This is a genomic window from Ponticoccus litoralis (genome assembly GCF_039769985.1).
In the GTDB taxonomy this organism is placed as follows: domain Bacteria; phylum Pseudomonadota; class Alphaproteobacteria; order Rhodobacterales; family Rhodobacteraceae; genus Ponticoccus; species Ponticoccus litoralis.
Map to the genome: position 1 here is coordinate 739302 of NZ_JBDNCH010000002.1, position 23212 is coordinate 762513.

The following is a 23212-nucleotide window of genomic DNA, read 5'->3' on the forward strand; positions in this document are numbered from 1 at the left end:
TGGCGGCAAGAGACCATTGACCGCCCCATTCCCGCGGGAATCCCCGATAAAAGAGCCGTCTGGCAAAGGCCTTGTGACAATTGCGCATCACTGATCCGGTTGTTGAGGCATGGATTTTCGGACGGGTTGCAAAGGCGGGGCCATGAAGCGCATAGAAACCGCATCAAGGTCGGAACACCGGCTTGGTACGTGCCTTTGAACACATGAGGGAAACAATGAAAAACATCCTGTTTGCGACCACCGCACTGGTTGCCGTCGCGGGTGCAGCAGCTGCCGAAGTGACCATCACCGGCTCCGCCGAGCTGGGCCTCGTCCAGAACGAAAACGGCTCCGGCGACGCGTACACCGGCGACCTGTCCGAAACGCAGGTCTTCACCGACATCGACGTGACCTTCTCGATGACCGGCGAAGCCGACAACGGCCTGACCTTCGGTGCAAGCATCGACCTGGACGAGACCGGCAACCCGGATCCGAACGTCGATGACGCAGCTCGCCTGCCCGACGCCACCATCTTCCTGGCATACGGCGCAGCCCGTCTGACCGTTGGTGACACCGACTCCGCGTTCGACGCTCGCCTGACCGAAACCAACCTGGCCGGCGGCTCGATCAACGACGACGAAACCGTGCACCCGGGCTGGAACGGCCACAGCAACTTCGACGAGTTCTACGGTGGTCAGGAAATCCGCTTCGACTACACCTTCGACGCGTTCACCATGTCGGTCTCGACCTCGCCGGACCGCTTCAAGAACTTCGACCCGTCCTATGCAGTTGGTGTGTCGTACAACGCCGACCTGGCTGGCCTGAACCTGGCCCTCGGCCTGGGTTACATCCAGGTTGACGAAGACGTTCTCGGCTACGACAGCGAGCTGGGTGTCAGCGTTGCAACCACCTTCGACAACGGCCTGCAGGCTGTGCTGAACTACTCCAAAATGTCCGACGACTCGTCGGGCGGCCTGGACGACGGCAGCCACTGGGGTGTTGGCGTTGCATACACCATGAACGCCCTGACCCTCGCCGCCAACTACGGCGAGTACGACTGGGACGGCGGTGACTCCTCGGGTTACGGCCTGGTCGCCAACTACGACTTCGGCGGCGGTCTCGTCGGTCAGTTCGGCTACGGTGCCGGCGAATTCTCCGCACCGGGCGTCGACTACGAAGACACCTGGTCGCTGGGTCTGGCAATGTCCTTCTAAGGACATCAGCCATTCGGCTTAGGGAAGAGCGGGCGCTTGCGTCCGCTCTTTTCTTTGGTTCAACGGCCCGGCACATGCCCGAGGCCGCCATGACCCCCCAGAAAATCCGTCCAGCGTTTCAGAAGGCCCTGGCCTTCCTGCAATCCGGCCAACCCGACCGGGCAGAGCCGCTGCTGACCGCGCTGCTGGAAGCGACACGGGGCGCCGCCGAGGTGCATTTCCACCTCTCGCGCGTGGCCGAGATGCGCGGCGAGACAGAGGTCCAGATCGCCGCCCTGACCGAAGCCCTGCACAAAAAGCCCGATGAGCCCGCCGTGCTGACGGCGGCGATCACCGCGCACAGCCGTCGCGGCGACACGGCCGAGGTTGTGGCGCTTTACGACCGGCTCATCGCGCTTAACCCCAAGGACATCGGCCCCCGGGCGGCCAAGGCGCTGTATCTTCAGAACACCGGCGATTTCGAGGGCGCCGAGAAGATCCTGCGCAGGCTGATCCGCCAGAATCCGCAGGCGCTGGAACTTTACCGCATGCTCTCGACCGTCACCAAGCTGCCCGAGGGCGATGCGCTGGTGCGGCAGATGCGGGCCTTCTGGCCCGACAAGCGGCTGAACGATCACGGGCGCATGCATCTGGGCTTTGCCCTGGCCAAAGTGTCCGAGGATTCGGGGCAGACCGACAAGGTCTTTGCCTTCCTGCGCCCCGCCAATGCCGCGCAGGGGCGCCTTGCGCCCTTCGACGCCCCTGCCCGCGACGCGGAATGGCGGGCCTTCCGGGCGGCGCAGGACGCCCCCGACTACAGCAGCCCCGTTGCCCCCCTGCCCCAGCGGCCCGTCTTCGTCACCGGCCTGCCACGGTCGGGCACCACGCTGGTGGAACAGATCATTGCCGCCCACAGCGGCGCCCGCGCGGGCGGAGAGATGGGGCACGCGCTGTCGCAGGCCGTGGCCGCCTTCGGCCCCGCCGCGCGGGCGAAGCCGCTGGGCAGCCTCGGCGCGGAAGAGCTGGGCGCCTATGCCGACCGTTACACCCGCCTGGTGCGGCGCGACACCGGCACCGCGCCCGGCGTCGTCACCGACAAGTCGATCCAGTCACACCTGGTCTACGGCTACATCGCCCGCGCCATGCCCGAGGCACGGCTGATCGTCGTCCACCGCGATCCGCGCGACATCGCCCTGTCGATCTACCGCAACCATTTCGCGCTTGGCACGCACCGTTACGCCACCGACCTCGCCGCCATCGCGGAGACCATCAAGCGATTCCGCGAGAACATCGACTGGTGGCGCCCGCGCCTGGGTGATCGCCTGTTCGAGATTCGCTACGAGGATCTGGTCAGCGATCCCGAATCGCAGGCCCGCGCCCTGATCGCCGCCGCCGGGCTGGAGTGGGAGGACGCCTGTCTCGACTTCCACAAGGCCGGGGGCGCGGTGAAGACCCTGAGCCTGGCGCAGGTGCGCCAGCCTATTCATGCCGGACGCCGCGAGGCCTGGCGCAAATACGAGGCCGACCTGGCCCCCTTCATCGCAGCATGGGGAGACGACCCTTGGGACTGACCGACATCCGCACCCGTATCGAAAAGGCCTGCAGGAGGCGGACCGCGATCCGTCCGGAGTGACGCTGGTGGCGATCAGCAAGGTCCAGCCGCTGGAGCGGGTCGAGGCGGTGCTGGCCGAGGGCCAGCGCGTCTTCGGCGAAAACCGCGTGCAGGAAGCGGCGGGCAAGTGGCCCGACTTCAAGGCGCGCTTCGAGGGCGTCGCGCTGCATCTGGTCGGTCCCCTGCAATCGAACAAGGCCCGTCAGGCGATGGAGCTGTTCGACGTGATCCACTCGGTCGACCGGCCCAAGCTGGCGCAGGCCATCGCGCGACTCGCGCAGGAACTGGGCAGCTGCCCCGACCTATTCATCCAGGTGAACACCGGCGAAGAGGACCAGAAGGCCGGGATCCTGCCCGCCGAGGCGGATGATTTCATCGCCGAATGCCGCGCGCTGGATCTGCCGGTCAGGGGGCTGATGTGCATTCCCCGGTCGAGGAAACGCCCTCGCTGCACTTTGCCCTGCTGGGCAAGATCGCCGCGCGCAACGGGCTGAACGGTCTGTCCATGGGCATGAGCGGCGATTTCGAAGAGGCCATCGCGCTGGGAGCGACCCATGTGCGCGTCGGCTCTGCCATCTTCGGAGAGCGCGTGAAGACCTGAAGGCGCCTTGCGGCCCGTGCCCGTCCAAGCTAATCCGCTGCCATGCGCATCGTTCGAGACTACCAATATGTCAGGCCCGAGGATCGGGGTGCCAGCGTCGCCATCGGCAACTTCGACGGCGTGCATCTGGGCCATCAGGCGGTCATCGTCCTCGGCCCGCAACGCCGCCCCCGCCGCCCCGCTGGGCGTGCTGACCTTCGAGCCGCACCCGCGCGAGTATTTCGCCCCCGAGGCCCCGCCCTTCCGCCTGATGAGCGCCGAGACCCGCGCCGCGCGGCTGGAAAAGCTGGGCGTCGAGCACCTGTACCAGCTGAACTTCAACACCGCGCTGGCCTCTCTGACGCCGCGCGCCTTCGCCGCCAATGTCATCCGCGACGGGCTGGGGCTGGTGCATGTGGTCGTGGGCGCCGATTTCTGCTTTGGCCAGGGCCGCGCCGGATCGGTGGCGGATCTTCAGGCCTTCGGCGAAGAGATGGGATTCGGCGTGACCGTGGCCGAGCTGCTGGAAACCGGCGGGCAAGAGGTCTCTTCGACCGCGATCCGCGCGGCGCTGACCGAGGGGCGCCCCCGCGACGCGGCCCTGCAACTGGGCCACTGGCACCGCATCGACGGGCAGGTGATCGGCGGCGAGCAACGCGGGCGGGTGCTGGGCTTTCCCACCGCGAACATGTCCATCGACGGGCTGCACCCGCCAAGGCTGGGCGTCTATGCGGCGCTGGTCGAGGTCCGCGACGGCCCGCACAAGGGCAGCTACCAGGGCGCCGCCTCGATCGGGGTGCGGCTGATGTTCGGCGAGAACAGCGCGAATATCGAGACCTTCCTCTTCGACTTCACCGGCGATCTCTACGGCAGCACCCTGTCGGTCGCGCTGGTCGACTACCTGCGCCCGGAAGAGAAGTTCGACAGCCTCGACGCGCTGATCGCGCAGATGGATGCCGATTGCGCCCGCGCCCGGCAGATCCTCTCGGCGCTCTAGGCCCGAGCCGCCTTGTCCCCGGCAACGGCCGGCCTTCGCCAGCAACACCCCTGACACGGCCCCGGATGCGGGCCGTCAGGACCCCCGCCCCCGGAAACCCCGTGGCGGCCCGCCGTCCCGCGTGCAGCCCGCTTTGGCGCGGGCGGATTGTCCTTCGGCCTGCGCTTCGCTAAGGCTCGGGGCATGAGCTCCGACCCCATCGCCCGCGACGGCCTCGCCCCCCGCTTCTGGGAAAAGAAGCCCCTGACGAAGATGTCGCGCCCGGAATGGGAAGCGCTCTGCGACGGCTGCGGCAAATGCTGCCTGAACAAGCTGGAGGACGAGGAAACCGGCGAAGTCGCCCTGACCCGCGTCGCCTGCCGTTTGTTCGACGACACCACATGCCGCTGCGCACAATACCCGATCCGCCACCAGTTCGTGCCCGAATGCATCGTGCTGAAACCCTCGAACATCGGCGAAAATCTCTACTGGATGCCCGAGACCTGCGCCTACAAGCGGCTCTGGACCGGGCAGAGCCTGCCCGACTGGCACCCGCTGCTGACCGGCACGCAGGACAGCGTCCACGAGGCGGGCGTCTCGATGCTGCACCGTACGGTGGCGGAATTCGAGGTCGATGATGACGACTGGGAAGACCACATCATAGAGGAGCCCACGGGATGAGCCTGTCCTTCGCATCCGACAATTGCGCCCCGGTGCCGCCGCAGATCCTCGCCGCGCTCGCCCGCGTGAACACCGGCGCCATGCCCAGCTATGGGGCCGACCCCGAGACCGCCGCTGTCGAGGCGCGCTTTCGCGAGATCTTCGGCTGGCCCGAGGCGCGGGTCTTCCTGGTGGCCTCCGGCACGGCGGCCAATGCGCTGGCGCTTTCGGTGCTCTGCCCGCCCTACGGCACGGTCTTCTGCTCCGAGGTGGCGCATGTGCACGAGGACGAATGCAATGCGCCCGAGTTCTACACCGGCGGCGCGCGGCTAACGCTGGTGCGCGGCGGCGACGTGATGACACCCGAGACCCTGCGGATGGCGCTGGCCGCCGAGGGCAACCGCGGCGTCCACGGACCGAAGCGGGCGGCGGTCTCGGTGACCAATGTAACCGAGATGGGCACTGTCTACACGCTGGACGAACTGTCGGCGCTTGGCGCGGTGGCGCGCGAACACGGCCTGCCGGTGCATCTGGACGGCGCGCGCCTGGCCATGGCCTGCGCCAGGCTGAGCTGCAGCCCCAAGGCCATGGCAGAGGCACTGGGGGCCGAGGCGGTCGTCTTCGGCGGCACGAAGGTGGGCGCCATGGATGTCGAGGCGGTGGTGCTGCGCGACGGCAGCCGCGCCGACGAGATGGCCTATCGGATCAAGCGCGGCGGGCATCTCTATTCCAAGGGCCGCTACATGGCCGCGCAGATGGCGGCGCTGCTGGAGGACGACCTGTGGCACGCCCTCGCCGCCCAGGCCAACGCACGCTGCGACAGGCTGCGCGCCGGGATCGAGGCCGCCGGGGTCGAGGTGATCAACCCGAGCCATGCCAATATGCTGTTCATCCGCCTGCCGGCGCGCGTGCACGAGGCGCTCAAGGCGCGCGGCGTGGTGCATTTCTTCGACAGCGGCGCGCCCGGGGACGTGGTGGCCGGGCGGCTGGTTTGCGACTGGTCAACGACCGAGGAGCAGGTCACGGGGTTTCTGGACGCCCTGCGGATGGCTCTCTAGCCGGTTCCTGCGGTTTCGCCTGCCCTTGGCAGGCGACCGGCTGGGGGCTTTGCCCCCGCTCACTGCGCTCGCCCCCCAAGGTATTTGGAGACCAAAGAAGAGCGGGCGCGGGCTGCCCCTCTCTGGTTTCGAAATACCTCGGAGAGCACGAGAGGCAGAGCCTCTCGTACGGTCGCCTGTCGACCGTTCCCGCGCCGCGGGCGGACCGGTTCGCATGTCTTCCGACCGCAGCCAGCCCGTTCTGGTCGGGCCAGACCGGGGCCGGCTCAGTTCATCTGGAAGTGCAGCGCGTAGCTGCCGTCCTCGAAGGCGCCGAAGAGATCGGGAATGTCCGGGTGATCCACCGGTTCGCCGGAATAATCCGCCACGAGGTTCTGCTCGGAGACATAGGCCACGTAGAAGCTCTGCTCGTTTTCCGCCAGCAGATGGTAAAAGGGCTGGTCCTTGATCGGGCGGCTGTCCTCGGGAATTGCCTCGTACCATTCCTCGGTGTTGTTGAATTCCGGATCCACGTCGAAGACCACCCCCCGGAAGGGGTGTTTGCGGTGCCGGACAACCTGGCCCAGATGATATTTTGCGCGCGTACGAAGCATGTACTTTCCCTTTTACAGTCCCGATCCTACCGTCGACCGGGGCTGCAAGTCCAACTCTTGCCCTATTTTCGCCGGAAACACTCTGTGAAGCGCTTTCCAACAGTGCTTTCGGCGTTTGTGTCGCAGGGCGGCCCGACCGTCAATGCGGGTTTCCGCCCGCCCCTGAAATGTGATTTCCACATCGCGCGGGATCGGTTAAAATAGGTGGAAAGACATAACAAAACAACAGACGCGAGAGGCATATGAGCAGACTCCTTCGCGCCATTACGATCCTTTTGCTGGCCGGCTCCTGTGGCGGCGGCGGCGGATCTGGCACGTCACCGGACAACCTCGACAACGCCTGTTCGATCCTGCAGCAGCGCCCCGGCTACTACCGGGCCTTCCGCGGGACCGAACGCAAGTGGGGCGTCCCGGTGCATGTGCAGATGGCCACGATCTACCAGGAAAGCAAATTCATCAGCGATGCGCGCACCCCGCTGCGCTTCTCGCTTGGCGTGATCCCCAGTGGCCGGCAAAGCTCGGCCTTCGGCTACAGCCAGGCGCTCGACGGGACGTGGAAGGAATACCTCGCCTCCGAGGGGCAGCGCCGGGCGCGGCGGGACGACATCCGGGACGCGACCGATTTCATGGGCTGGTACATGGCGCAGTCGAACCGTGAGCTTGGCATCCCGATGGCGGACGCGCGCAACCACTACCTCGCCTATCACGAGGGGCGGACGGGCTTCCGGCGCGGCAGCTACAATTCCAAGGCGTGGCTCCTGCGCGTGTCCTCGGAAGTCGGCAACCGCGCGCTGGTTTACGAGCAGCAGTTGAAAAGCTGTCGGCACGCGCGCTGAGGCGCGTTGTGCTGTGGATTGCGGGAGGAGGGGGCCTTAGCCCCCTCTTCGTCTTTGGCGGCCTCAGGGACCGCCTGCCTGCCCTATGGGCGTCTCCAGAACCTGCGGCCCAGCCGGGTCCGCCCGAGCCTGCCCATAGAAAAGCGCCCGGCACAGGCCGGGCGCTTTCCGCGATCTTCGCAGGGCTCAGTTCCTCAGCTTCTCAAGCTCCGGGTCGATGTAGAAAAGCCGGTTCGGCAGATTTTTCTGCTGAAGCCCGCCCAGCACCACGGTCGTCTTCGTGCCGTCCCCGTCGGTGATCACCCACTGGCGCAGCTCCACCGGGCTACCGGTGAACTTCAGCTGGATCGACCCGTATTCCGGCTCGCTTCGGGTCCTGCGCGGTGACCACCGTCGCGGTGCCGTCGTATTGATGCGCGGTGACCATGCCGGCACGGGTCAGGTCCACGTTGCGGTCGAGGATGATCGACAGCGGCGTCTGGTTCAGCGGATAGGTGTCGGCGGTGGCGCCCAGCTTGCGGTCGAGGATATAGACCGCGCCCGCAGAGGCCATGACCAGCGCCCGCTCTGGCGGATTGTAGTCGAAACGCACCTTGCCCGGACGCTTGATGGAAATCTCGCCGGTCGAGATCGTGCCATCGGCGTTGATCTGGGTGAAGGTGCCGACTGCCGACTGGATAGAGTTGAGATACTTCGAGATCTCGCCCAGCGAGAGCTGCTGCGCCTGCGCGGGCAGCGCAAGCAGGGTCAGGGCCAGTGCGGCGAGGGTCTTGCGGATCATGTCGGTCCTTCCTGATCGTGTCGTGGTCACTGTGCCACGGCGGGCCTTGATATGCGATATCAGCCGCATGGAACCCCATATCGGTGGCGGATCGGGGCCGATCAACCCCCAAGCGGGGCTGCGGCGCTCCGGCCCTATCACGACCGCGACAGGGGCTGTTTCAAGCGGTGCGATCGTGGCGGCAACGCGCGAGGGCGCCAGAGCGTTCCATGGGACGATTTGATCGGCCCGGCGCGGGGCTACCGGCAAGGGGCCGCAAGGGTCAGAGTGCGGGTCAGGCCCGCCCGCCGGGGCAGGCCTGCGGAAACCTGACAAAAACACTTTCCTCGCAATACCCGACAAGCCAAATCAAGTATTTGATTTTACGTAATTTTTCCTTGCAACCCCGGAAGGCCTGCCCTATCTCTGTGGCATCGGACGACGCCAGCCAGCCTTTCGCAAGCCAGCAAACTCCACGCTCCCAGCAAGCCAGCATTTATTGCAAGCCAGCACGCTCCCCCGCCAGCACGCCAGCCCTGACGCCAGCTTTTCGCCAGCCCGTCCGGTTGCCAGCTTGTCGCCAGCCCCGTCGCGCCAGCCGCCGCCAGCACCGACGCCGCGTTGCATCCGGCCCCAGGAACAGCCGACAGGCGCGGGACCCATGGCAGCGGCAGGCCGTCAGGCAAGCGCACGCCCCCTCCCCCTTCGACACCCTAACCTGATGGCAGGCCCGGCGCTTCAGCCGCAGGCCTCTTGCGCCGTCGCCATCCACGCCCAGAGGGTCGGACCGCTAGCCCCCGGCCTGCAGCGCAGCCCTGCGCCGCCCCCTGCCCGCACGCGCCGATACGAAAGCGCCGGACCGGGGTCACCCCCCGGCCCGGCGCATGACAGCACGATGCTTCAGCGGCGCTGCCGCCGCGCGGGTCCGGCAGCCGGCCCTACTGTTGCTCGGGCACGAGGATCTCGCGCTTGCCGACGTGGTTCGCGGCAGAGACGACGCCCTCCTCCTCCATCTGCTCGACGAGGCGCGCGGCCTTGTTGTAGCCGATGCCCAACTTGCGCTGGATGTAAGAGGTCGAACACTTGCGGTCCTTGATGACGATCGCCACCGCCTGATCGTAGAGCGCGTCCTCGCCGCCGGTGTTGCCGCCGGTGTTCAGGCCCAGAACCGCGTCGATATTGTCCGCCTTCTCGTCGTCCGGTCCCTGCACCACACCCGAGACATAGTCCGGCGGGCCGAAGGCCTTGAGGTGGTTGACGATCTCCTCGACCTCTTCGTCCGACACGAAGGGGCCGTGGCAGCGCGTGATCCGCGACCCGCCCGCCATGTAAAGCATGTCGCCCATACCCAGAAGCTGCTCTGCCCCCATCTCGCCGAGGATGGTCCGGCTGTCGATCTTAGACGTCACCTGGAAGGAAATCCGGGTCGGGAAGTTCGCCTTGATCGTGCCGGTGATGACGTCGACCGAGGGCCGCTGCGTGGCCATGACAAGGTGGATGCCCGAGGCCCGTGCCATCTGCGCAAGACGCTGGATGCAGGCCTCGATCTCCTTGCCCGCCACCATCATCAGGTCGGCCATCTCGTCGACGATGACGACGATATAGGGCATCTTCTTCGGCTCGATCTGTTCGGTCTCGAAGACGGGCTCGCCGGTCTCGTCGTCGAAACCGGTCTGAACCGTGCGCTCGAACATCTCGCCCCGCGACAGCGCGTCGGCGACGCGGTCGTTGTAGCCGTCGATATTGCGCACGCCCATCTTGGACATCTTGCGATAGCGGTCTTCCATCTCGCCCACGACCCACTTCAGCGCCACGACGGCCTTCTTGGGGTCGGTGACGACGGGGGACAGCAGGTGCGGGATGCCGTCATAGACCGACAGTTCCAGCATCTTGGGGTCGATCATGACCAGCCGCAGATCCTCGGGCGTCAGCTTGTACAAGAGCGACAGGATCATGGTGTTGATCGCCACCGACTTGCCCGAACCGGTGGTGCCCGCGATCAGCAGGTGGGGCATCTTGGCAAGGTTCGCAACGACCGGATCGCCGCCGATGTTCTTGCCCAGGGCCAGCGGCAGCTTGTGATTGCCGTCACCGAATTCGCGGCCCGCGAGGATCTCGCGGAAGCAGACCATCTCGCGGTTGTCGTTGGGCAGTTCGATACCGATCACCGAGCGGCCCGGCACGGTCGAGACGCGCGCCGACAGCGCCGACATCGAGCGCGCGATGTCGTCGGCAAGGCCGATGACGCGGCTGGCCTTCAGGCCCGGCGCCGGTTCCAGCTCGTACATGGTGACGACGGGACCGGGGCGGACAGAGACGATCTCGCCCTTCACGCCGTAGTCGTCGAGCACGGATTCCAGCATCCGGGCGTTTTCTTCCAGCGCCTCGTCGGACAGGATGTGGCGCGTCACCTGATCGGGCGACATCAGCAGCGACAGCGGCGGAAGCTCGTAGTCCACCTGCCGGTCCTCGAAGGACAGGTCGGGCTGGGCTTCCAGCTTGGCGCGGGTCGACAGCTGCACCGGCTTGCGCACCGGCTGCTGCACGACCTTCTTCGGCTCGGGCAGTGCGGGGGCGGCGCGGTGGATCGGCGTGGGCGCGGGGGTGGAGTGGTCGAGGATCGTGGCCTCGTCCGCCTCGCCGAAATCGTCGTCCGACCATGTTCCGACGCTCTCGGTCGACCACGCGGCGCTGTCCTCGGCCTGCCAGGCCTCGGCCCGGTCGCCCTGCTGGTCGTCGTAGCGGTCACCGTCGCGGTCGTCGTCACCGTAGTCGTCGAAATCGCGCATCTCGGCGAAGGCGGCATCGTCCTGCCATGCCTCTTCCGGCTCCGGCATCGGCTGCGCCACGGGCGCCTGCGCGACGGGGGCCCGCGGCTCGGCGGCACGCGGCTCGGCAAAGCGGGGCATGGTCTGCTGCGGTTCGACATGACGCGGTTCGGCATGGCGCGGTTCGGCAAAGCGCGGCATGGCGCCCTGCGGTTCGGGCGCCCGGACAAGGCCGCGGGTGGCGGTCAGCGCATCCGTCGCGACGCCTGCGGCCATGGGCGCGGCGTGATGCGCCGTCAGCGGCGGCTCTGGCGGAAGCGTGCGGGCGGCGGCGGTCAGAGGCGGCTCTGGCGGCACGCCGCGCGTCTGCGGCTTGAAGATCAGCGGCTGCGGCCCGTGGCCCCGCCCCTTGGTCAGCGGCTTCGTCGGGTCGGGGCGCTTCTGCACACCGGGCACGGCCACCGGCTTGCCGCGCGCGCTGACCGCCTTGGCGATCTTGGCGCGGATGCGATCCTCGCCCGGAGCGTCGATGTCGTGCGCGACCTCGCGGGTGACCAGTTCCGGCTCTGGCATCGGATCGGCGCGGCGGATCAGCGCGGGCATCCGCGACAGGAACCCGCCCTTCTCGGGCTGCGCGGGGACGGCGGGTTCGTCAAAGACCGCGTCATCCTCGAAGATATAGTCGTCCTCGTCCTCCTCGTAGACCGGCGCGGCGGGCAGCGGATCGGCGCGGCGCACGCGGGTCGCGACCAGCGGCGCGGGCGCGGCCATGGGCATCGCCTCTTGCGCGGCAGCCTCGGCCTCGGCCTCTGCCATGCGGCGGGCGCGGCGCTCTTGCTGGGCGGCCTGAAGCCGCTGTGCGCCGGTCATGGCACCGCTCATGGCACCCGAGGCAGAGCGCCCGGCGATGCGCACGAAGGTTGCGTAGCTGACCAGAAGCCCGATCAGGCCGAAGCGCCCGATCGCCTTCAGCTCGGGGCGGGTAAAGCCCAGCACGAAGGCGCCAAGGCCAAGGATACCCAGCCCCAGGAACAGCTGGGCCAGCTTCAGCCCGAGACCGGCAGAGAACGGCAGGATGCCGATGATCGACCCCATCATCATGTCGCCGAAGAGGCCGCCCATGCCGAAGTTGTGGCCCCACTCGGCGCCTTCCGTCAGGCCCGAGGCATAGACCGAGCAGAGGGCAACCCAGATGGGGGCGAAAATCAGGCAGGTCATGGCGCGGCCCTGCCCCCGGTGCAGGATCAGCCGCCCGCCCCATGTCAGGAAGACCGCCGCCAGCGCCCAGGCGCCGGCGCCCACGATCATGAAGAGCGGCGCGGCGATATAGGCACCCATGCGCCCCATCCAGTTCTGCACCGGCGCATCCGTGGCCGAGAGAAAGCTGGGGTCATCGGGCGAGTAGGAGGCGATCATCGCCGAGACGATCAGCCCGACGATCACCAGCCCGACACCCACCAGTTCGCGCCCGCGCCGTTCCAGCGTCGCCGCCGTGTCGCTGTCGAAAAGGGGATCGCGCCCCCGTGCCTGATATGATGCCATGCCTCGCCTCACCGTTTCTTCTAGTTATGCAAACAAGCAGTCCCTGATCGCCGTCAGTCCTGCCTTGGTCTCGTCAAAGGGCGCCACGAGGGCGACCCGGATGTATCCCGCGCCGGGCGTGCCCGAGGGCTGCGCCTTGGACAGGTAGGCGCCGGGCAGCACCCGCACGCCGGTTTCCTGCCAGAGCTTCAGGGTCGCCGCCTCGCCGTCGGGCACCGGCAGCCAGAGGAACATGCCCGCCTGCGGGCTCATGTAGCCGGGGACATGCCCCAGGATCTCGTCCGCCAGCGCGTATTTCGCCGCGTAAAGCGCGCGGCTGGCGGTGACGTGCTCTTCCTCGCCCCACAGCCGTTCCGACACATGCTGCACCGGCAAGGGCAGCGGCGCACCGGAATAGGCGCGCAGCTGCTTCATCCGCGCGATGCTTTCGGGCCCGCCCGCGACAAAGCCGGACCGCAGGCCCGGCAGGTTCGACCGCTTGGACAGCGAATGAAAGGCCAGCACCCGCTCGGGGTCGGCGCCCGTCTTCGCGGCCACCTGCAGCGCGCCCACCGGCGCGGCGTCACGGTAGACCTCGGAATAGCATTCATCGGCGGCGATGCGGAAGTCGTGCTTCTCCGCCAGCGCCAGCAGGTCGGCCCAGTACTCGGCGCTCGCCATGACACCCTGCGGGTTCGCGGGCGAGCAGAGATAGACCATCGCCGTGCGCGCCAGCACCTCGGGCGCGACCGACGAGAAATCCGGCAGGTGCCCGGTCTCGGCGGTGGCGGGGACAAAGACCGGCTCGGCCCCCACGGAAATCGCCGAGATCATGTAGACCTGGTAAAAGGGATTGGGCATCAGCACGACCGGGCGCTGGCCGTTCTTGGTCTCGGGGATCAGCGCCATGCCGGCGTTGTACAGCCCCTCGCGCGTGCCGTTCAGCGCCATGACCTGGCGCTCGGGGTCCAGCGTCACGCCGTAGCGGCGGTTCAGCCAGCCGCAGATCGCCCCGCGCAGGCCGGGCGTGCCCTCGTTCGGCGGATAGCGCCCGAAGTCGGCGGCGTGCTCGGCCATGACCGGCCCGACCCAGTCGGGGAAGGGGTGCTTCGGCTCGCCGATGGACATGTGCAAGACCGGACCACCCGCGGGATGCGGGTCGAGCAAGGCCCGCAGACGCGGGAACGCATAGGCCGGTAGGTTCGAGAACCGCTCGGGGAACATGGATGGACTGCCTCTGGATGCGGGATCATGGGCGCCCCGCTTTCCGGGAGGATACGAAATATGGGGGGCATCTGTCCAGAATCCTCAGACCCTTGACGGCGGATGTGGCGGGAAAGTCGCAATGCGTGAAAAGGTTTACGCAACGCCCCGCACGGTGGATTCGACCTCCGCCGCCAGCCGCAGCACGCGATGCTCGGCCATGGGCGGCGCCATGAGCGAGACGCCGCAGCTTGGCGTGTCGCTGGGAAGATGCACGATGGCCCCGCCCAGCAGGTTGCCAAGGCGCGTGTTGCGCAGCGTCAGCAGGTTGGCCTTGGCGAAGGTCTCGCCCAGTTGCATCAGCATCTCGACCTTGGGCGGCAGATTCGGGGCGGTCGGCACGATCACCGCGTCAAAGCCCGCCGTGCGTTCGGCCCAGATCAGCCGGACCTCTTCCAGCCGCTTCCACGCGGCGACGAAATCGGCGGCGGCGGGCGTCTTGCCCAGCTCGAAACGCTCGCGGATGGGCTGGAACATCGCCTGCGGATCGGCCTCGATGGCCTCGCGCCAGGTGGCCCAGGCCTCGACGCTGTAGAGCATGCCGGATGCGTCCATCGGCGCCTCGATCTCGGGGAAATCGAAGGGCACGATCTCGGCCCCCTCGCCTTCCAGCCGCTCCAGCGCGGCGCGATAGGCGCGGGCGGGCACCTCTTCCATGGCGTCCAGCACAACGGTCTGAAGCGCACCGAGGCGCAGGCCCTTCACCGGGCGCGGATTGCGCAGATCGGGCGCCGGGGCGCCTTCGAGCGCGCCAAGCAGAAGCGCGGCATCCTCGACTGTGCGGCACAGCGGCCCGACAGTGTCGAAACTGGTGATCAGCGGCACCACGCCGGTCAGAGGCAGGCGGCCCACGGTGGTCTTCAGCCCCACGAGGTCGTTCCAGCAGGCGGGCAGGCGCACCGAACCGCCGGTGTCCGACCCGATCCCGGCGGGCGCCGGGCCAAAGGCCACAGAGGCGGCGGCCCCGGAGGACGAGCCGCCCGGCGCCGCGTCATGGTCGTTCACGCAGGGCGAGGTGGCCGTGACCGGGTTCAGGCCCAGCCCCGAGAAGGCCAGTTCCGACATATGCGTCTTGCCAAGGCAGACCAGCCCCGCCTGCGTGGCGTTGCGCAGCACCTCGGCGTCGCGCGCGGGCACGCGCCCCTTCAGCAGCGCCGAGCCCGACTCTGTCGCCACCCCGGCGGTGTCGTAGAGATCCTTCCAGCTTATCGGCACGCCGTCCAGCACCCCCCGGCGCAGCCCCAGCCGCGCGCGGTCGCGGGCCGCCTCGGCCTCTGCCAGCGCCCGATCTTCGGTCAGGCGGGCATAGATGCGGGGTGCGAAGGCATGGGCCCGGATCGCGTCGAGATAGGTTTCGGTCAGCGCAACCGGGTCGATCTCGCCCGCGCCGATGCCACGCCCCAGGTCCGCCGCGCTCATTGTCGTCCAGTCTGCCATCGCCTTCGCCCCTCTGTCTTGCGTCGCCTTTGCCCGTCCCGGGTTCGGGCGGACCTGTCCTGTCCGGGTGCCCTGTCCTGTCGGCTGTGCCCGGCTCGTCGCGGCGGACGGTAGCGGCAGCGGGGCGCATGGACAATCCCGCCCGGCGCTTCATATTGCGCGCCATGGAACACGACCTGATCATCGTGGGCGGCGGCCTGAACGGCCCCGCCCTTGCCCTCGCCGCCGCGCAGGCGGGCCTGTCCTCGGCGGTGCTGGACGCGCTGCCCGCCACCACCCGGTCGGAGGACGCCTTCGACGGACGTTCCTACGCGCTGGCGCTGGCCTCGCAGCGGATGCTGGCGGGGCTGGGCCTGTGGGACGGGCTGGCCGCGAACGCCCAGCCGATGCGCGAGATCAAGGTGACCGACGGGCGCGTCGGCGAGGCGGAGGTCTTCCTCGGCCTGCATTTCGATCTCTGCCGAGATCGAGGAAGGCCCGATGGGCTACATGGTCGAGGACCGCTTCCTGCGCCGCGCCCTGCTGGAGGCGATGGAGGCAGAGCCGCTGGTGAGCCATCGCGGCGGCGCGCGCGTCACCGCGCAGTCGACCGCACCCGAGGGCGCCTCGGTCACGCTGGAGGACGGCACGCGGATCACGGGCCGCCTGCTGGTCGGCGCCGACGGGCGGCAAAGCGGCGTGGCGCAGCGCGCGGGCATCCGCCGCACCGGCTGGGGCTACGGCCAGACCGCGCTGGTCTGCGCCATCGCGCATGACAAGCCGCATGGCGGTGTGGCGCATCAGCTGTTCCTGCCGCCGGGGCCGCTGGCGATTCTGCCGCTGACCGGCAACCGCAGCTCTATCGTCTGGGCCGAGACCGAGGCCCGCGCCGTGGCGATCAACGCCCCGGCGGACGCGCAATACCTCGAGGTGCTGCGCCCCCGCTTCGGCGATTTCCTCGGAGAGATCTCGCTGGCCGGTGCGCGCTTCACCTATCCGCTGGGCCTGACGCTGGCCAATGCGCTGGTCGCCGAGCGCCTTGCGCTGGTGGGCGACGCGGCGCACGGCATGCACCCCATCGCGGGCCGTGGGCTGAACGCCGGCCTGCGCGACGTGGCGGCGCTGGCCCATGTGCTGAGCCATGCCCAGCGGCGCGGCGAGGACATCGCCGCCCCCGCCGTTCTGGCGCGGTACGAAAGCTGGCGCCGATTCGACACGGCCACGCTGGCGGCCTCGACCGACCTGTTCAACCGCCTGTTTTCCAACGACAACCCGCTGGTGCGCATGGGCCGCGACCTGGGCATGGCGGCGCTTGGCGCCCTGCCCGGCCTGCGCCGCGGCGTGATCCGCGAGGCGGCGGGGCTGACCGGCGACCTGCCCGACCTGATGCGCGGCTAGCGATCCGCGGCACGGGCGGAGGGGGCTCTGCCCCCGCTGCGCTCCCCCGGGATATTTCCGGACAGAAGAAACCGGGGGCCCGGGAGGCCTCTGCGTTCCAGGGCTTGGCCTGCGCTGCTGCCCTGTCGCAATACCCGATGCAACGCGGCCTCACGGCACATCATCCGCGGCGTCCAGCGTCTTCCCTTCACGCCCAAGCTGTGACATGTCACCGCGACGGAAACCGGGAGAGTAGATCATGACCAAATGCGCAATCGTCACCGGGGCCGCGCGCGGCATCGGGCTGGCCACCACGGACCTGTTCCTGAAAGAGGGCTGGCAGGTGGCCATGCTGGACCGCGACGGCGAAGAGCTGGCAAAGGTCGCGGGCGAGCGGCAGAACGTCCTGCCGGTGGTGCGCGACGTGTCGAACCCGCAGGACGTGAACGCCATGGTGCGCGAGACGCTGGACTGGTCGGGCCGCATCGACGCGCTGGTCAACAACGCGGGCGTGGCGGAATTCGGCCCGGTGGCGGATCACGATTTCACCATGTGGCGCCGGGTGATGGAGACCAACCTCGACGGCGTCTTCCTCTGCACGCAGGCCTGCGCGGAGGCGCTGAAAGAGACCCGGGGCGCGGTGCTGAACATCGCCTCGATCAGCGGGCTGCGCGCCTCCACCCTGCGGGTGGCCTATGGCACCTCGAAGGCGGCGGTGATCCAGCTGACCAAGCAATTCGCGGCGGAGTTCGGCGAATACGGCATCCGGGTGAACTGCGTGGCGCCGGGGCCGGTCAAGACAAAGCTGTCGATGGCCGTGCATTCGCCCGAGATCATCAAGGCCTATCACGATGCGATCCCGCTGAACCGCTACGGTTCGGAGGACGAGCTGGCGCAGGTCATCGTCTTCCTGTGCTCCGAGAAGGCCTCTTACGTCACCGGGCAGATTGTCGCCGTGGACGGCGGCTTCGAATCCACCGGCGTGGGGCTTCCGGCGCTGCGGGTCTGACCCGGCCAACCCGGCTGGCGTCGCAACCGGTACGACAAAGCGCCTTTCGGTCTTCTTTGGTCCGAAAATACCTCGGAGAGCACGAGAGGCAGCGCCTCTCGTACAGGCGCGCAGCGGCTGTCCCCGGGGACGGGAATGCCGGAAGAGATGCAAAAAGGAAAAGGGCGGACCCGCGGGGCCGCCCTTTTCTTTCGGTTTCACAAAAGCTTACTTGATGCGCTGGCCGTTCGCCAGAACGTGGCCCTGCTCGTTGATCTCGATCTTCGAGCTTGCGGTGTCCGGCTCTGCGCCCGGCACGGTGAACATGCCCAGCATCATCCGGGCGCCCATCGCGTCCTGTTCCTGCATCAGCCCCATGGCGATCAGCTTGTCGATCAGACCGTTGGCGCCGGAAATGTCGAGGTTCACCTCGCCCTTCGGCCGCGGCAGGCCGTCGAAGGTTTCCAGGTCGGTGTTGTCGAAGGTGAAGTCGCCCGACCCGATGATCTTGCCGCCCGCGGCGTCGACCACGAGATCGGTCAGCTTGAGGCTGTGCAACTCGCCCGGCATCTCGCCCGAGCGCCCGATTTCCTCCATGGCCTCGGGGTCGAGGAGGTTGACCTTGGGCGTCACCTCGGCCTCGAGGTTGATCGCCACGGTCGCCGGGTCGCGCGGCAGCGCCTGCTGCGGGTCGAAGATGTTCCACAGCATGTCCGACATGGCGAACTCGCCCAGCAGGACCGAGATCGCCGCCGGCACCGGCGTGTCGGATTCAGACAGCGGCATGGTCAGCGAGAAGCCCAGCTCCCCCAGTTCCGCATTGATCGGCAGCGGCAGTTCGGGGCCCGAGACCGCGACCGTCTGGCCCGAGGCCGAGATCGCGTAGGTCAGGCTGTCGGCGTTCATCGCCACGCCCAGCTCGCCGCCGGTCGAGGAGAAGGCGCCCTCGGTCGTGCCCGAGCGTTCCGTCACCTTGAACTGGTTCTCGCCGCCGGTGTGCGACATCACCACATCCATCATCAGCCCGGCGGTGAACAGCGCCGTCGGATCGGCGAAATCCGCATCCTCGGGGATCTCGGTCGTGCCCGAGGAGGCGAGGCCGGTGAAGCGGCCCGACATGCTGCCCGCGTCCTCGCTTTCGGGATCGTCGAACATCAGCGAATAGGCCAGATCGCCCAGCGTGACGTCCTGCGTGATCTTGCGCAGGCCGTCCTCGATCAGCATGTGCTGCGTGCCTTCCATCGGCCCCATGTCGAAGGTCACGTCGAAGACGTCCGACGGGATCTGCTCGCCCTCCGCCATGATCTCTGCCAGCTTCAGCCCGATCGAGGTGGCCGAGAAGGTGTACAGCATATCACCCGGATCGCCCGACACGACCATGTCGAAATCGCTTTGGGTCATATCCAAGACCAGCTCTGCGGCGGTTTCCTCACCCTCCGAAAAGGTGAGGGTCATCGGCATCTGTTCCGGGTAGCTGATGCGCACCGCGCCGTCACCGGTATCGGCAAGGGTCATCTCGGACATCGTGATGGTCACGGTGGCCTCTTCTTCGGGCACCGGCACGACCATGGTCAGATCGCCGATGGTAAGCGTATCGCCCTCCATCACCTCGCGCGCGGAAACCTGGTAACCGAAACCGGTCATATAGGCCTCGAAATCGTCCCAGACCTGCTGGGGCGTGACCTCTGCCTGCACCTGACCGGCTGCCGCCATCAGGGCCAGGACCGAGGCTGTTGCGAACCGTTGCATAATGCACCTCTTCTGTGGGTTCAAATTCAATACCCCAAGAAGACCGGCCATTCCGGGACCGGTCAAGGGACTGGATTCCATACTAGGTTGCCTTTACCACGAAGGCGAGACGCATAAGGAAACTGTCATGGAACTCAGCGGAAAAACCGTCATGATCACCGGCGCGAGCCGGGGCATCGGCGCCGAGGCGGCGCGCGCCTTCGCACGCGCCGGGGCAAAGGTGGCGCTGGTCGCGCGCTCTGCCGAGGCCATCGCCGACCTCGCCGGAGAGATCGGCGCTCAGGCCGTGGCGATCCCCTGCGACATCGCCCGCTACTGGGAGGTCGAACAGGCCGTGCAGAACTGCCTGAAGGCGCATGGCTCGCTGGACGTGCTGGTGAACAACGCCGGCGCGATCGAGCCCATCGCCCATATGGCCGAGGCCGACCCCGCCGCACTGGGAGAGGTCATCGACGTCAACCTCAAGGGGGTCTTTCACGGCATGCGCGCGGCCCTGCCGGTGATGCTGGAGGCCGGCGGCGGATCCTTGCTGACCATCGGCTCGGGCGCGGCGCATGGCCCGGTCGAGGCCTGGTCGCACTACTGCGCCTCCAAGGCGGGCGCGATGATGCTGACCAAGATGGCACACAAGGAATACGGTGCGCAGGGCATCCGGGCGATCTCGCTATCGCCCGGCACGGTGGCCACGCAGATGCAGCGCGACATCAAGGCCTCGGGGATCAACCCGGTCAGCCAGCTGGACTGGTCCGACCATATCCCGCCCGAATGGGTCGCCAGGGCACTTGTCTGGATGTGCGGGTCCGAGGCCGACGGCTATCTCGGCGACGAGATCAGCCTGCGCGACGAGGGCATCCGCGCACAGGTCGGCGTCGCGTGATCCGGCTGGAGAAGGAGGCCTCGGGCCTCTGGATCGCGGTTCTGGACCGGCCCGACAAGGCCAACGCGCTGACCGCCGAGATGCTGGAGCGGCTGGCCGAGATCGCACGCGAGGCGCAGGAGGCGCGGGCGCTGGTGCTGACCGGCACGGGCAAGGTCTTCTCGGCGGGGATGGACCTCGAGGCGGCGGCCTCGGGGCTGGCCACCTCGGATGTCTGGGAACGGCTGTCGGGCGCGCTGGCGGCGCTGCCGGGGCTGACGGTCTGCGCGCTGAACGGCACGCTGGCGGGCGGCGCCATGGGCATGGCGCTGGCCTGCGACCTGCGCATCGCGGTGCCGGGGGCCAAGGTCTTCTACCCGGTGATGAAGCTGGGCTTCCTGCCGCAGCCCTCGGACCCGGCGCGCCTGCGGGCGCTGGTGGGGCCGTCGCGGGCCAAGGCGATCCTGATGGCCGTACCGCAGGGTTCCGGTGGAAGAGGCGCAGGGCTGGGGGCTGATCGATGCGGTTGTCGAGGGCAACGTGGTCGAGGCCGCCCGCGCCCTGGCCGCCGATACGCTGGGCGCCACGCCCGCCCATGCCGCCGCCATCAAGCGCATGATCTGAGGGGGCGAAGCCGCTTCGAAGCGGCTTCCAACGCCCTTGCAGGGCGTTCAAAGGCCCTTCGAAGGGCCTTCCGCAGCGCCGGACAGCCGCCGCACCACGCTGTCCGCCGTGACGCGACCGCAGGGGGTGCCATTGTCCAGCACCGTCACCGGCCCTTCCTGCAACAGCGACATGACCGCGCGCACCGGCGTTTCGGCGTCGCAGTGCTGCGCCCCGCTGCCCGGCTCCATCACGTCCCGCGCGGTCAGCACGCCCAGCGGGTTCATATTGGCCACGAAGTCCGCCACGTAATCGCTGGAGGGCGCCGAGAAGATCTCGCGCGGGGTGCCCTGCTGCACGATCCGCCCGCCCTCCATGATGGCGATGCGGTTGCCCAGCTTGAAGGCCTCGTCGAGATCGTGGCTGACAAAGATGATGGTGCATTTCAGGTCGCGCTGCAGGTCCAGCAATTCATCCTGAAGCCGGGTGCGGATCAGCGGGTCGAGCGCCGAGAAGGGCTCGTCCATCAGCAGGATCGGCGCGCCGGTGGCAAAGGCCCGCGCCAGCCCCACACGCTGCTGCATGCCGCCCGACAGCTCGCTGACCTTGCGGTCGGCCCAGTCCGACAGCCCGACCTGTGCGAGGCGCTGCCGGACCGTCTCGGCCCGCTCCGCCGCGCCCTGCCCCGCCAGTTCCAGCCCGAAGCCCACGTTCTCGGCCACCGTCCGCCGGGGCAGCAGCCCGAACTGCTGGAACACCATCGCGACCCGCTGCTGGCGCACCGCCCGCAGCTCTGCCGCCGGGCAATGGGTGACATCGGTCATGCCCTTGCCGGTGCTGACCGCGACCGCACCGCGCACCACCGGATTCAGCCCGTTCACCGCCCGCAACAGCGTCGACTTGCCCGAGCCGGACAGGCCCATCAGCACGAGGATCTCGCCCTCGGCCACCTCCAGAGAGCAATCGTGCACGCCCAGAACCTGCCCGGTCGCCTCCTCGATCTCGGCCCGGCTCTGGCCCGCGTCGGCCAGCGGCAGGGCGCGCTCGGGGTGATCGCCGAAGACGATCGAGACCCTGTCGAAGCGTACCGCGCTCATTTGCGCCGCTCCCACCGCAGCGCGCGGTCCAGCATGATGGCGACGACGACGATGATCAGCCCCGCCTCGAAGCCCAGCCCGGTGTCGACCCGGTTCAGCGCGCGCACCACCGGCACGCCCAGCCCGTCGGCGCCGACCAGTGCCGCGATCACCACCATCGACAGCGACAGCATGATGGTCTGGTTCAGCCCCGCCATGATCTGCGGCAGCGCGCTTGGCAGCTCCACCTTCCACAGCTTCTGCCGGGGGGTGGCGCCGAAGGCGTCGGCGGCCTCGATCAGCGCCGTCGGTGTCGAGGAAATCCCCAGATGCGTCAGCCGGATCGGCGCGGGCACCACGAAGATCACCGTGGCGATCAGCCCCGGCACCATGCCGATGCCGAAGAAGACGATGGCCGGGATCAGGTAGACGAAGGTCGGCAGCGTCTGCATCAGGTCGAGCACCGGCCTGACCCAGGCGTAGAGCTTGGGCCGATGCGCCACGGCGATGCCGATGGGCACGCCCAGGCCCATGCAGACCACGCAGGCCGACAGCACCAGGGTCAGGCTTTCGGTGGTCTCTTCCCAGTAGCCCTGGTTGAGGATGAAGAGAAAGCCCAGCCCCACCATCAACGGCACCTGCCAGCTGCGGTGCAGCGCCGCCACGGCAGCGACGAAGACCGCCACCACCGCCAGTTCCGGCGGGGTCTGAAGCAGCCAGAGGATCGCGTCGATCAAGGCCTCCATGCCGTCGGACAGGATATCGAAGACTGCCCCGCCGTGTTTTTGCAGCCAGTCGAAACAGGCTTCCGCCACGTCGCCCACGGGGATCTTGTGCTCTGTCAGCCAGTCCAAGGCGGTGGCTCCCTTCGGTTTTCGGTTGTGAGGCGACACAGATCGCGCCACGCCTACAATGGCAAGCGTGGCCGCCGAGGGCAATCAGGTCGCGATGCGGAACCACCCCGGGGAGGCCCGGGAGCTGTGCCGCATCGCGGCTGGCGCGGAACGCCCGGGCGCGGTCATCGCCAGCCGCGGCCCGGGGACAGCGCATGCTGGCACTGGTTCGCCGCCGGGCCATACCGCCTTTGACCTGCGACCTGTCACAGCGCCATCCACCGCGCCCGGCGCCTTGCGGACAGGGCGGTTGCAGGATTTCGGCGGGGCGTCGCAGATCAGCCGCGCCGCCCGGGTGCGGCCTGCAGTAGACCCTCCGCTCAGGCAAGACGCCCGCCCCTCATAGCCGGGCGGCGGCCATGACGGAGGATGCGGCCCGCCCGTGCCTGTCCGGGGCGGCAGGGCGTGCCGCCCGATCCCCGGGGCCGCCGCCGGGCATGCCGATGCGCCGCGGC

The 23212-nt window shown here is 68.2% G+C and carries 14 protein-coding genes and 5 pseudogenes; 11 read left to right on the forward strand and 8 right to left on the reverse strand.

Features of this window, described 5'->3' with window-relative positions:
- Window positions 1-215 precede the first annotated feature (215 nt).
- The 6 genes and pseudogenes from ABFB10_RS04665 to ABFB10_RS04690 all read left to right on the forward strand — a co-directional run bounded on the left by ABFB10_RS04665 (window position 216) and on the right by ABFB10_RS04690 (window position 6058).
- Window positions 216-1193 carry a porin gene (locus tag ABFB10_RS04665; protein ID WP_347165610.1) on the forward strand — a complete coding sequence of 326 codons (978 nt, stop codon included), beginning with the start codon at window positions 216-218 and terminating at the stop codon, window positions 1191-1193.
- 89 nt (window positions 1194-1282) lie between these two features.
- Window positions 1283-2743, forward strand: a complete 1461-nt coding sequence (locus ABFB10_RS04670; protein WP_347165611.1) for a tetratricopeptide repeat-containing sulfotransferase family protein — start codon at window positions 1283-1285, stop codon at window positions 2741-2743.
- A pseudogene (locus ABFB10_RS04675) lies at window positions 2734-3385 on the forward strand (YggS family pyridoxal phosphate-dependent enzyme). Before ABFB10_RS04670 ends, ABFB10_RS04675 begins: the two are co-directional and overlap by 10 nt.
- A 42-nt stretch (window positions 3386-3427) precedes the next feature.
- A pseudogene (locus tag ABFB10_RS04680) lies at window positions 3428-4361 on the forward strand (bifunctional riboflavin kinase/FAD synthetase).
- A 183-nt stretch (window positions 4362-4544) separates the two neighbouring features.
- Complete coding sequence (locus ABFB10_RS04685) at window positions 4545-5021, forward strand: YcgN family cysteine cluster protein (RefSeq protein ID WP_347165612.1); 477 nt, start codon at window positions 4545-4547, stop codon at window positions 5019-5021.
- Complete coding sequence (locus ABFB10_RS04690; protein WP_347165613.1) at window positions 5018-6058, forward strand: threonine aldolase family protein; 1041 nt, start codon at window positions 5018-5020, stop codon at window positions 6056-6058. Before ABFB10_RS04685 ends, ABFB10_RS04690 begins: the two co-directional genes overlap by 4 nt.
- Window positions 6059-6324: 266 nt before the next feature.
- Here the strand turns inward: ABFB10_RS04690 and hspQ are convergent, their stop codons facing one another.
- Window positions 6325-6651: a heat shock protein HspQ gene (gene hspQ, locus ABFB10_RS04695; protein WP_023852488.1), complete on the reverse strand. Its 327-nt coding sequence runs from the start codon at window positions 6649-6651 to the stop codon at window positions 6325-6327.
- 242 nt (window positions 6652-6893) lie between these two features.
- Between hspQ and ABFB10_RS04700 the strand changes: the two genes are divergently transcribed.
- Window positions 6894-7487, forward strand: a complete 594-nt coding sequence (locus ABFB10_RS04700; RefSeq protein WP_347165614.1) for a transglycosylase SLT domain-containing protein — start codon at window positions 6894-6896, stop codon at window positions 7485-7487.
- 186 nt (window positions 7488-7673) lie between these two features.
- Here ABFB10_RS04700 and ABFB10_RS04705 read toward each other — a convergent pair.
- The 4 genes and pseudogenes from ABFB10_RS04705 to ABFB10_RS04720 form a co-directional block, all read right to left on the reverse strand.
- Window positions 7674-8268, reverse strand: a pseudogene (locus tag ABFB10_RS04705) (LolA family protein).
- A 917-nt stretch (window positions 8269-9185) separates the two neighbouring features.
- The gene (locus tag ABFB10_RS04710; protein WP_347165615.1) at window positions 9186-12557 is read right to left on the reverse strand and encodes a DNA translocase FtsK; all 3372 of its coding nucleotides are present in this window, start codon (window positions 12555-12557) and stop codon (window positions 9186-9188) included.
- A 24-nt stretch (window positions 12558-12581) separates the two neighbouring features.
- The gene (locus ABFB10_RS04715) at window positions 12582-13760 is read right to left on the reverse strand and encodes an aminotransferase class I/II-fold pyridoxal phosphate-dependent enzyme (protein WP_347165616.1); all 1179 of its coding nucleotides are present in this window, start codon (window positions 13758-13760) and stop codon (window positions 12582-12584) included.
- A gap of 135 nt (window positions 13761-13895) precedes the next feature.
- Window positions 13896-15236, reverse strand: coding sequence for an amidase (locus tag ABFB10_RS04720; protein WP_347165617.1), 1341 nt, complete (start codon window positions 15234-15236; stop codon window positions 13896-13898).
- A 128-nt stretch (window positions 15237-15364) separates the two neighbouring features.
- On the opposite strand from ABFB10_RS04720, the pseudogene ABFB10_RS04725 reads away from it, so the two are divergent.
- Window positions 15365-16613, forward strand: a pseudogene (locus tag ABFB10_RS04725) (UbiH/UbiF/VisC/COQ6 family ubiquinone biosynthesis hydroxylase).
- Between the two features lie 238 nt (window positions 16614-16851).
- Window positions 16852-17601: an SDR family NAD(P)-dependent oxidoreductase gene (locus ABFB10_RS04730; RefSeq protein ID WP_347165618.1), complete on the forward strand. Its 750-nt coding sequence runs from the start codon at window positions 16852-16854 to the stop codon at window positions 17599-17601.
- 207 nt (window positions 17602-17808) lie between these two features.
- Here ABFB10_RS04730 and ABFB10_RS04735 read toward each other — a convergent pair whose 3' ends face one another.
- The gene (locus ABFB10_RS04735) at window positions 17809-19329 is read right to left on the reverse strand and encodes a DUF2125 domain-containing protein (RefSeq protein ID WP_347165619.1); all 1521 of its coding nucleotides are present in this window, start codon (window positions 19327-19329) and stop codon (window positions 17809-17811) included.
- Between the two features lie 127 nt (window positions 19330-19456).
- On the opposite strand from ABFB10_RS04735, the gene ABFB10_RS04740 reads away from it, so the two are divergent.
- Together ABFB10_RS04740 and ABFB10_RS04745 are read left to right on the forward strand one after the other, a co-directional pair.
- The gene (locus ABFB10_RS04740; RefSeq protein ID WP_347165620.1) at window positions 19457-20206 is read left to right on the forward strand and encodes an SDR family oxidoreductase; all 750 of its coding nucleotides are present in this window, start codon (window positions 19457-19459) and stop codon (window positions 20204-20206) included.
- Window positions 20203-20809, forward strand: a pseudogene (locus ABFB10_RS04745) (enoyl-CoA hydratase/isomerase family protein). Before ABFB10_RS04740 ends, ABFB10_RS04745 begins: the two are co-directional and overlap by 4 nt.
- A gap of 47 nt (window positions 20810-20856) precedes the next feature.
- Here ABFB10_RS04745 and choV read toward each other — a convergent pair.
- The gene (choV, locus tag ABFB10_RS04750) at window positions 20857-21885 is read right to left on the reverse strand and encodes a choline ABC transporter ATP-binding protein (protein WP_347165621.1); all 1029 of its coding nucleotides are present in this window, start codon (window positions 21883-21885) and stop codon (window positions 20857-20859) included.
- Window positions 21882-22718 (reverse strand): choline ABC transporter permease subunit, encoded by an 837-nt coding sequence (gene choW / locus ABFB10_RS04755; RefSeq protein ID WP_347165622.1) that lies wholly within the window; start codon window positions 22716-22718, stop codon window positions 21882-21884. The genes choV and choW overlap by 4 nt, the downstream gene beginning before the upstream one ends.
- Window positions 22719-23212: the final 494 nt, after the last annotated feature.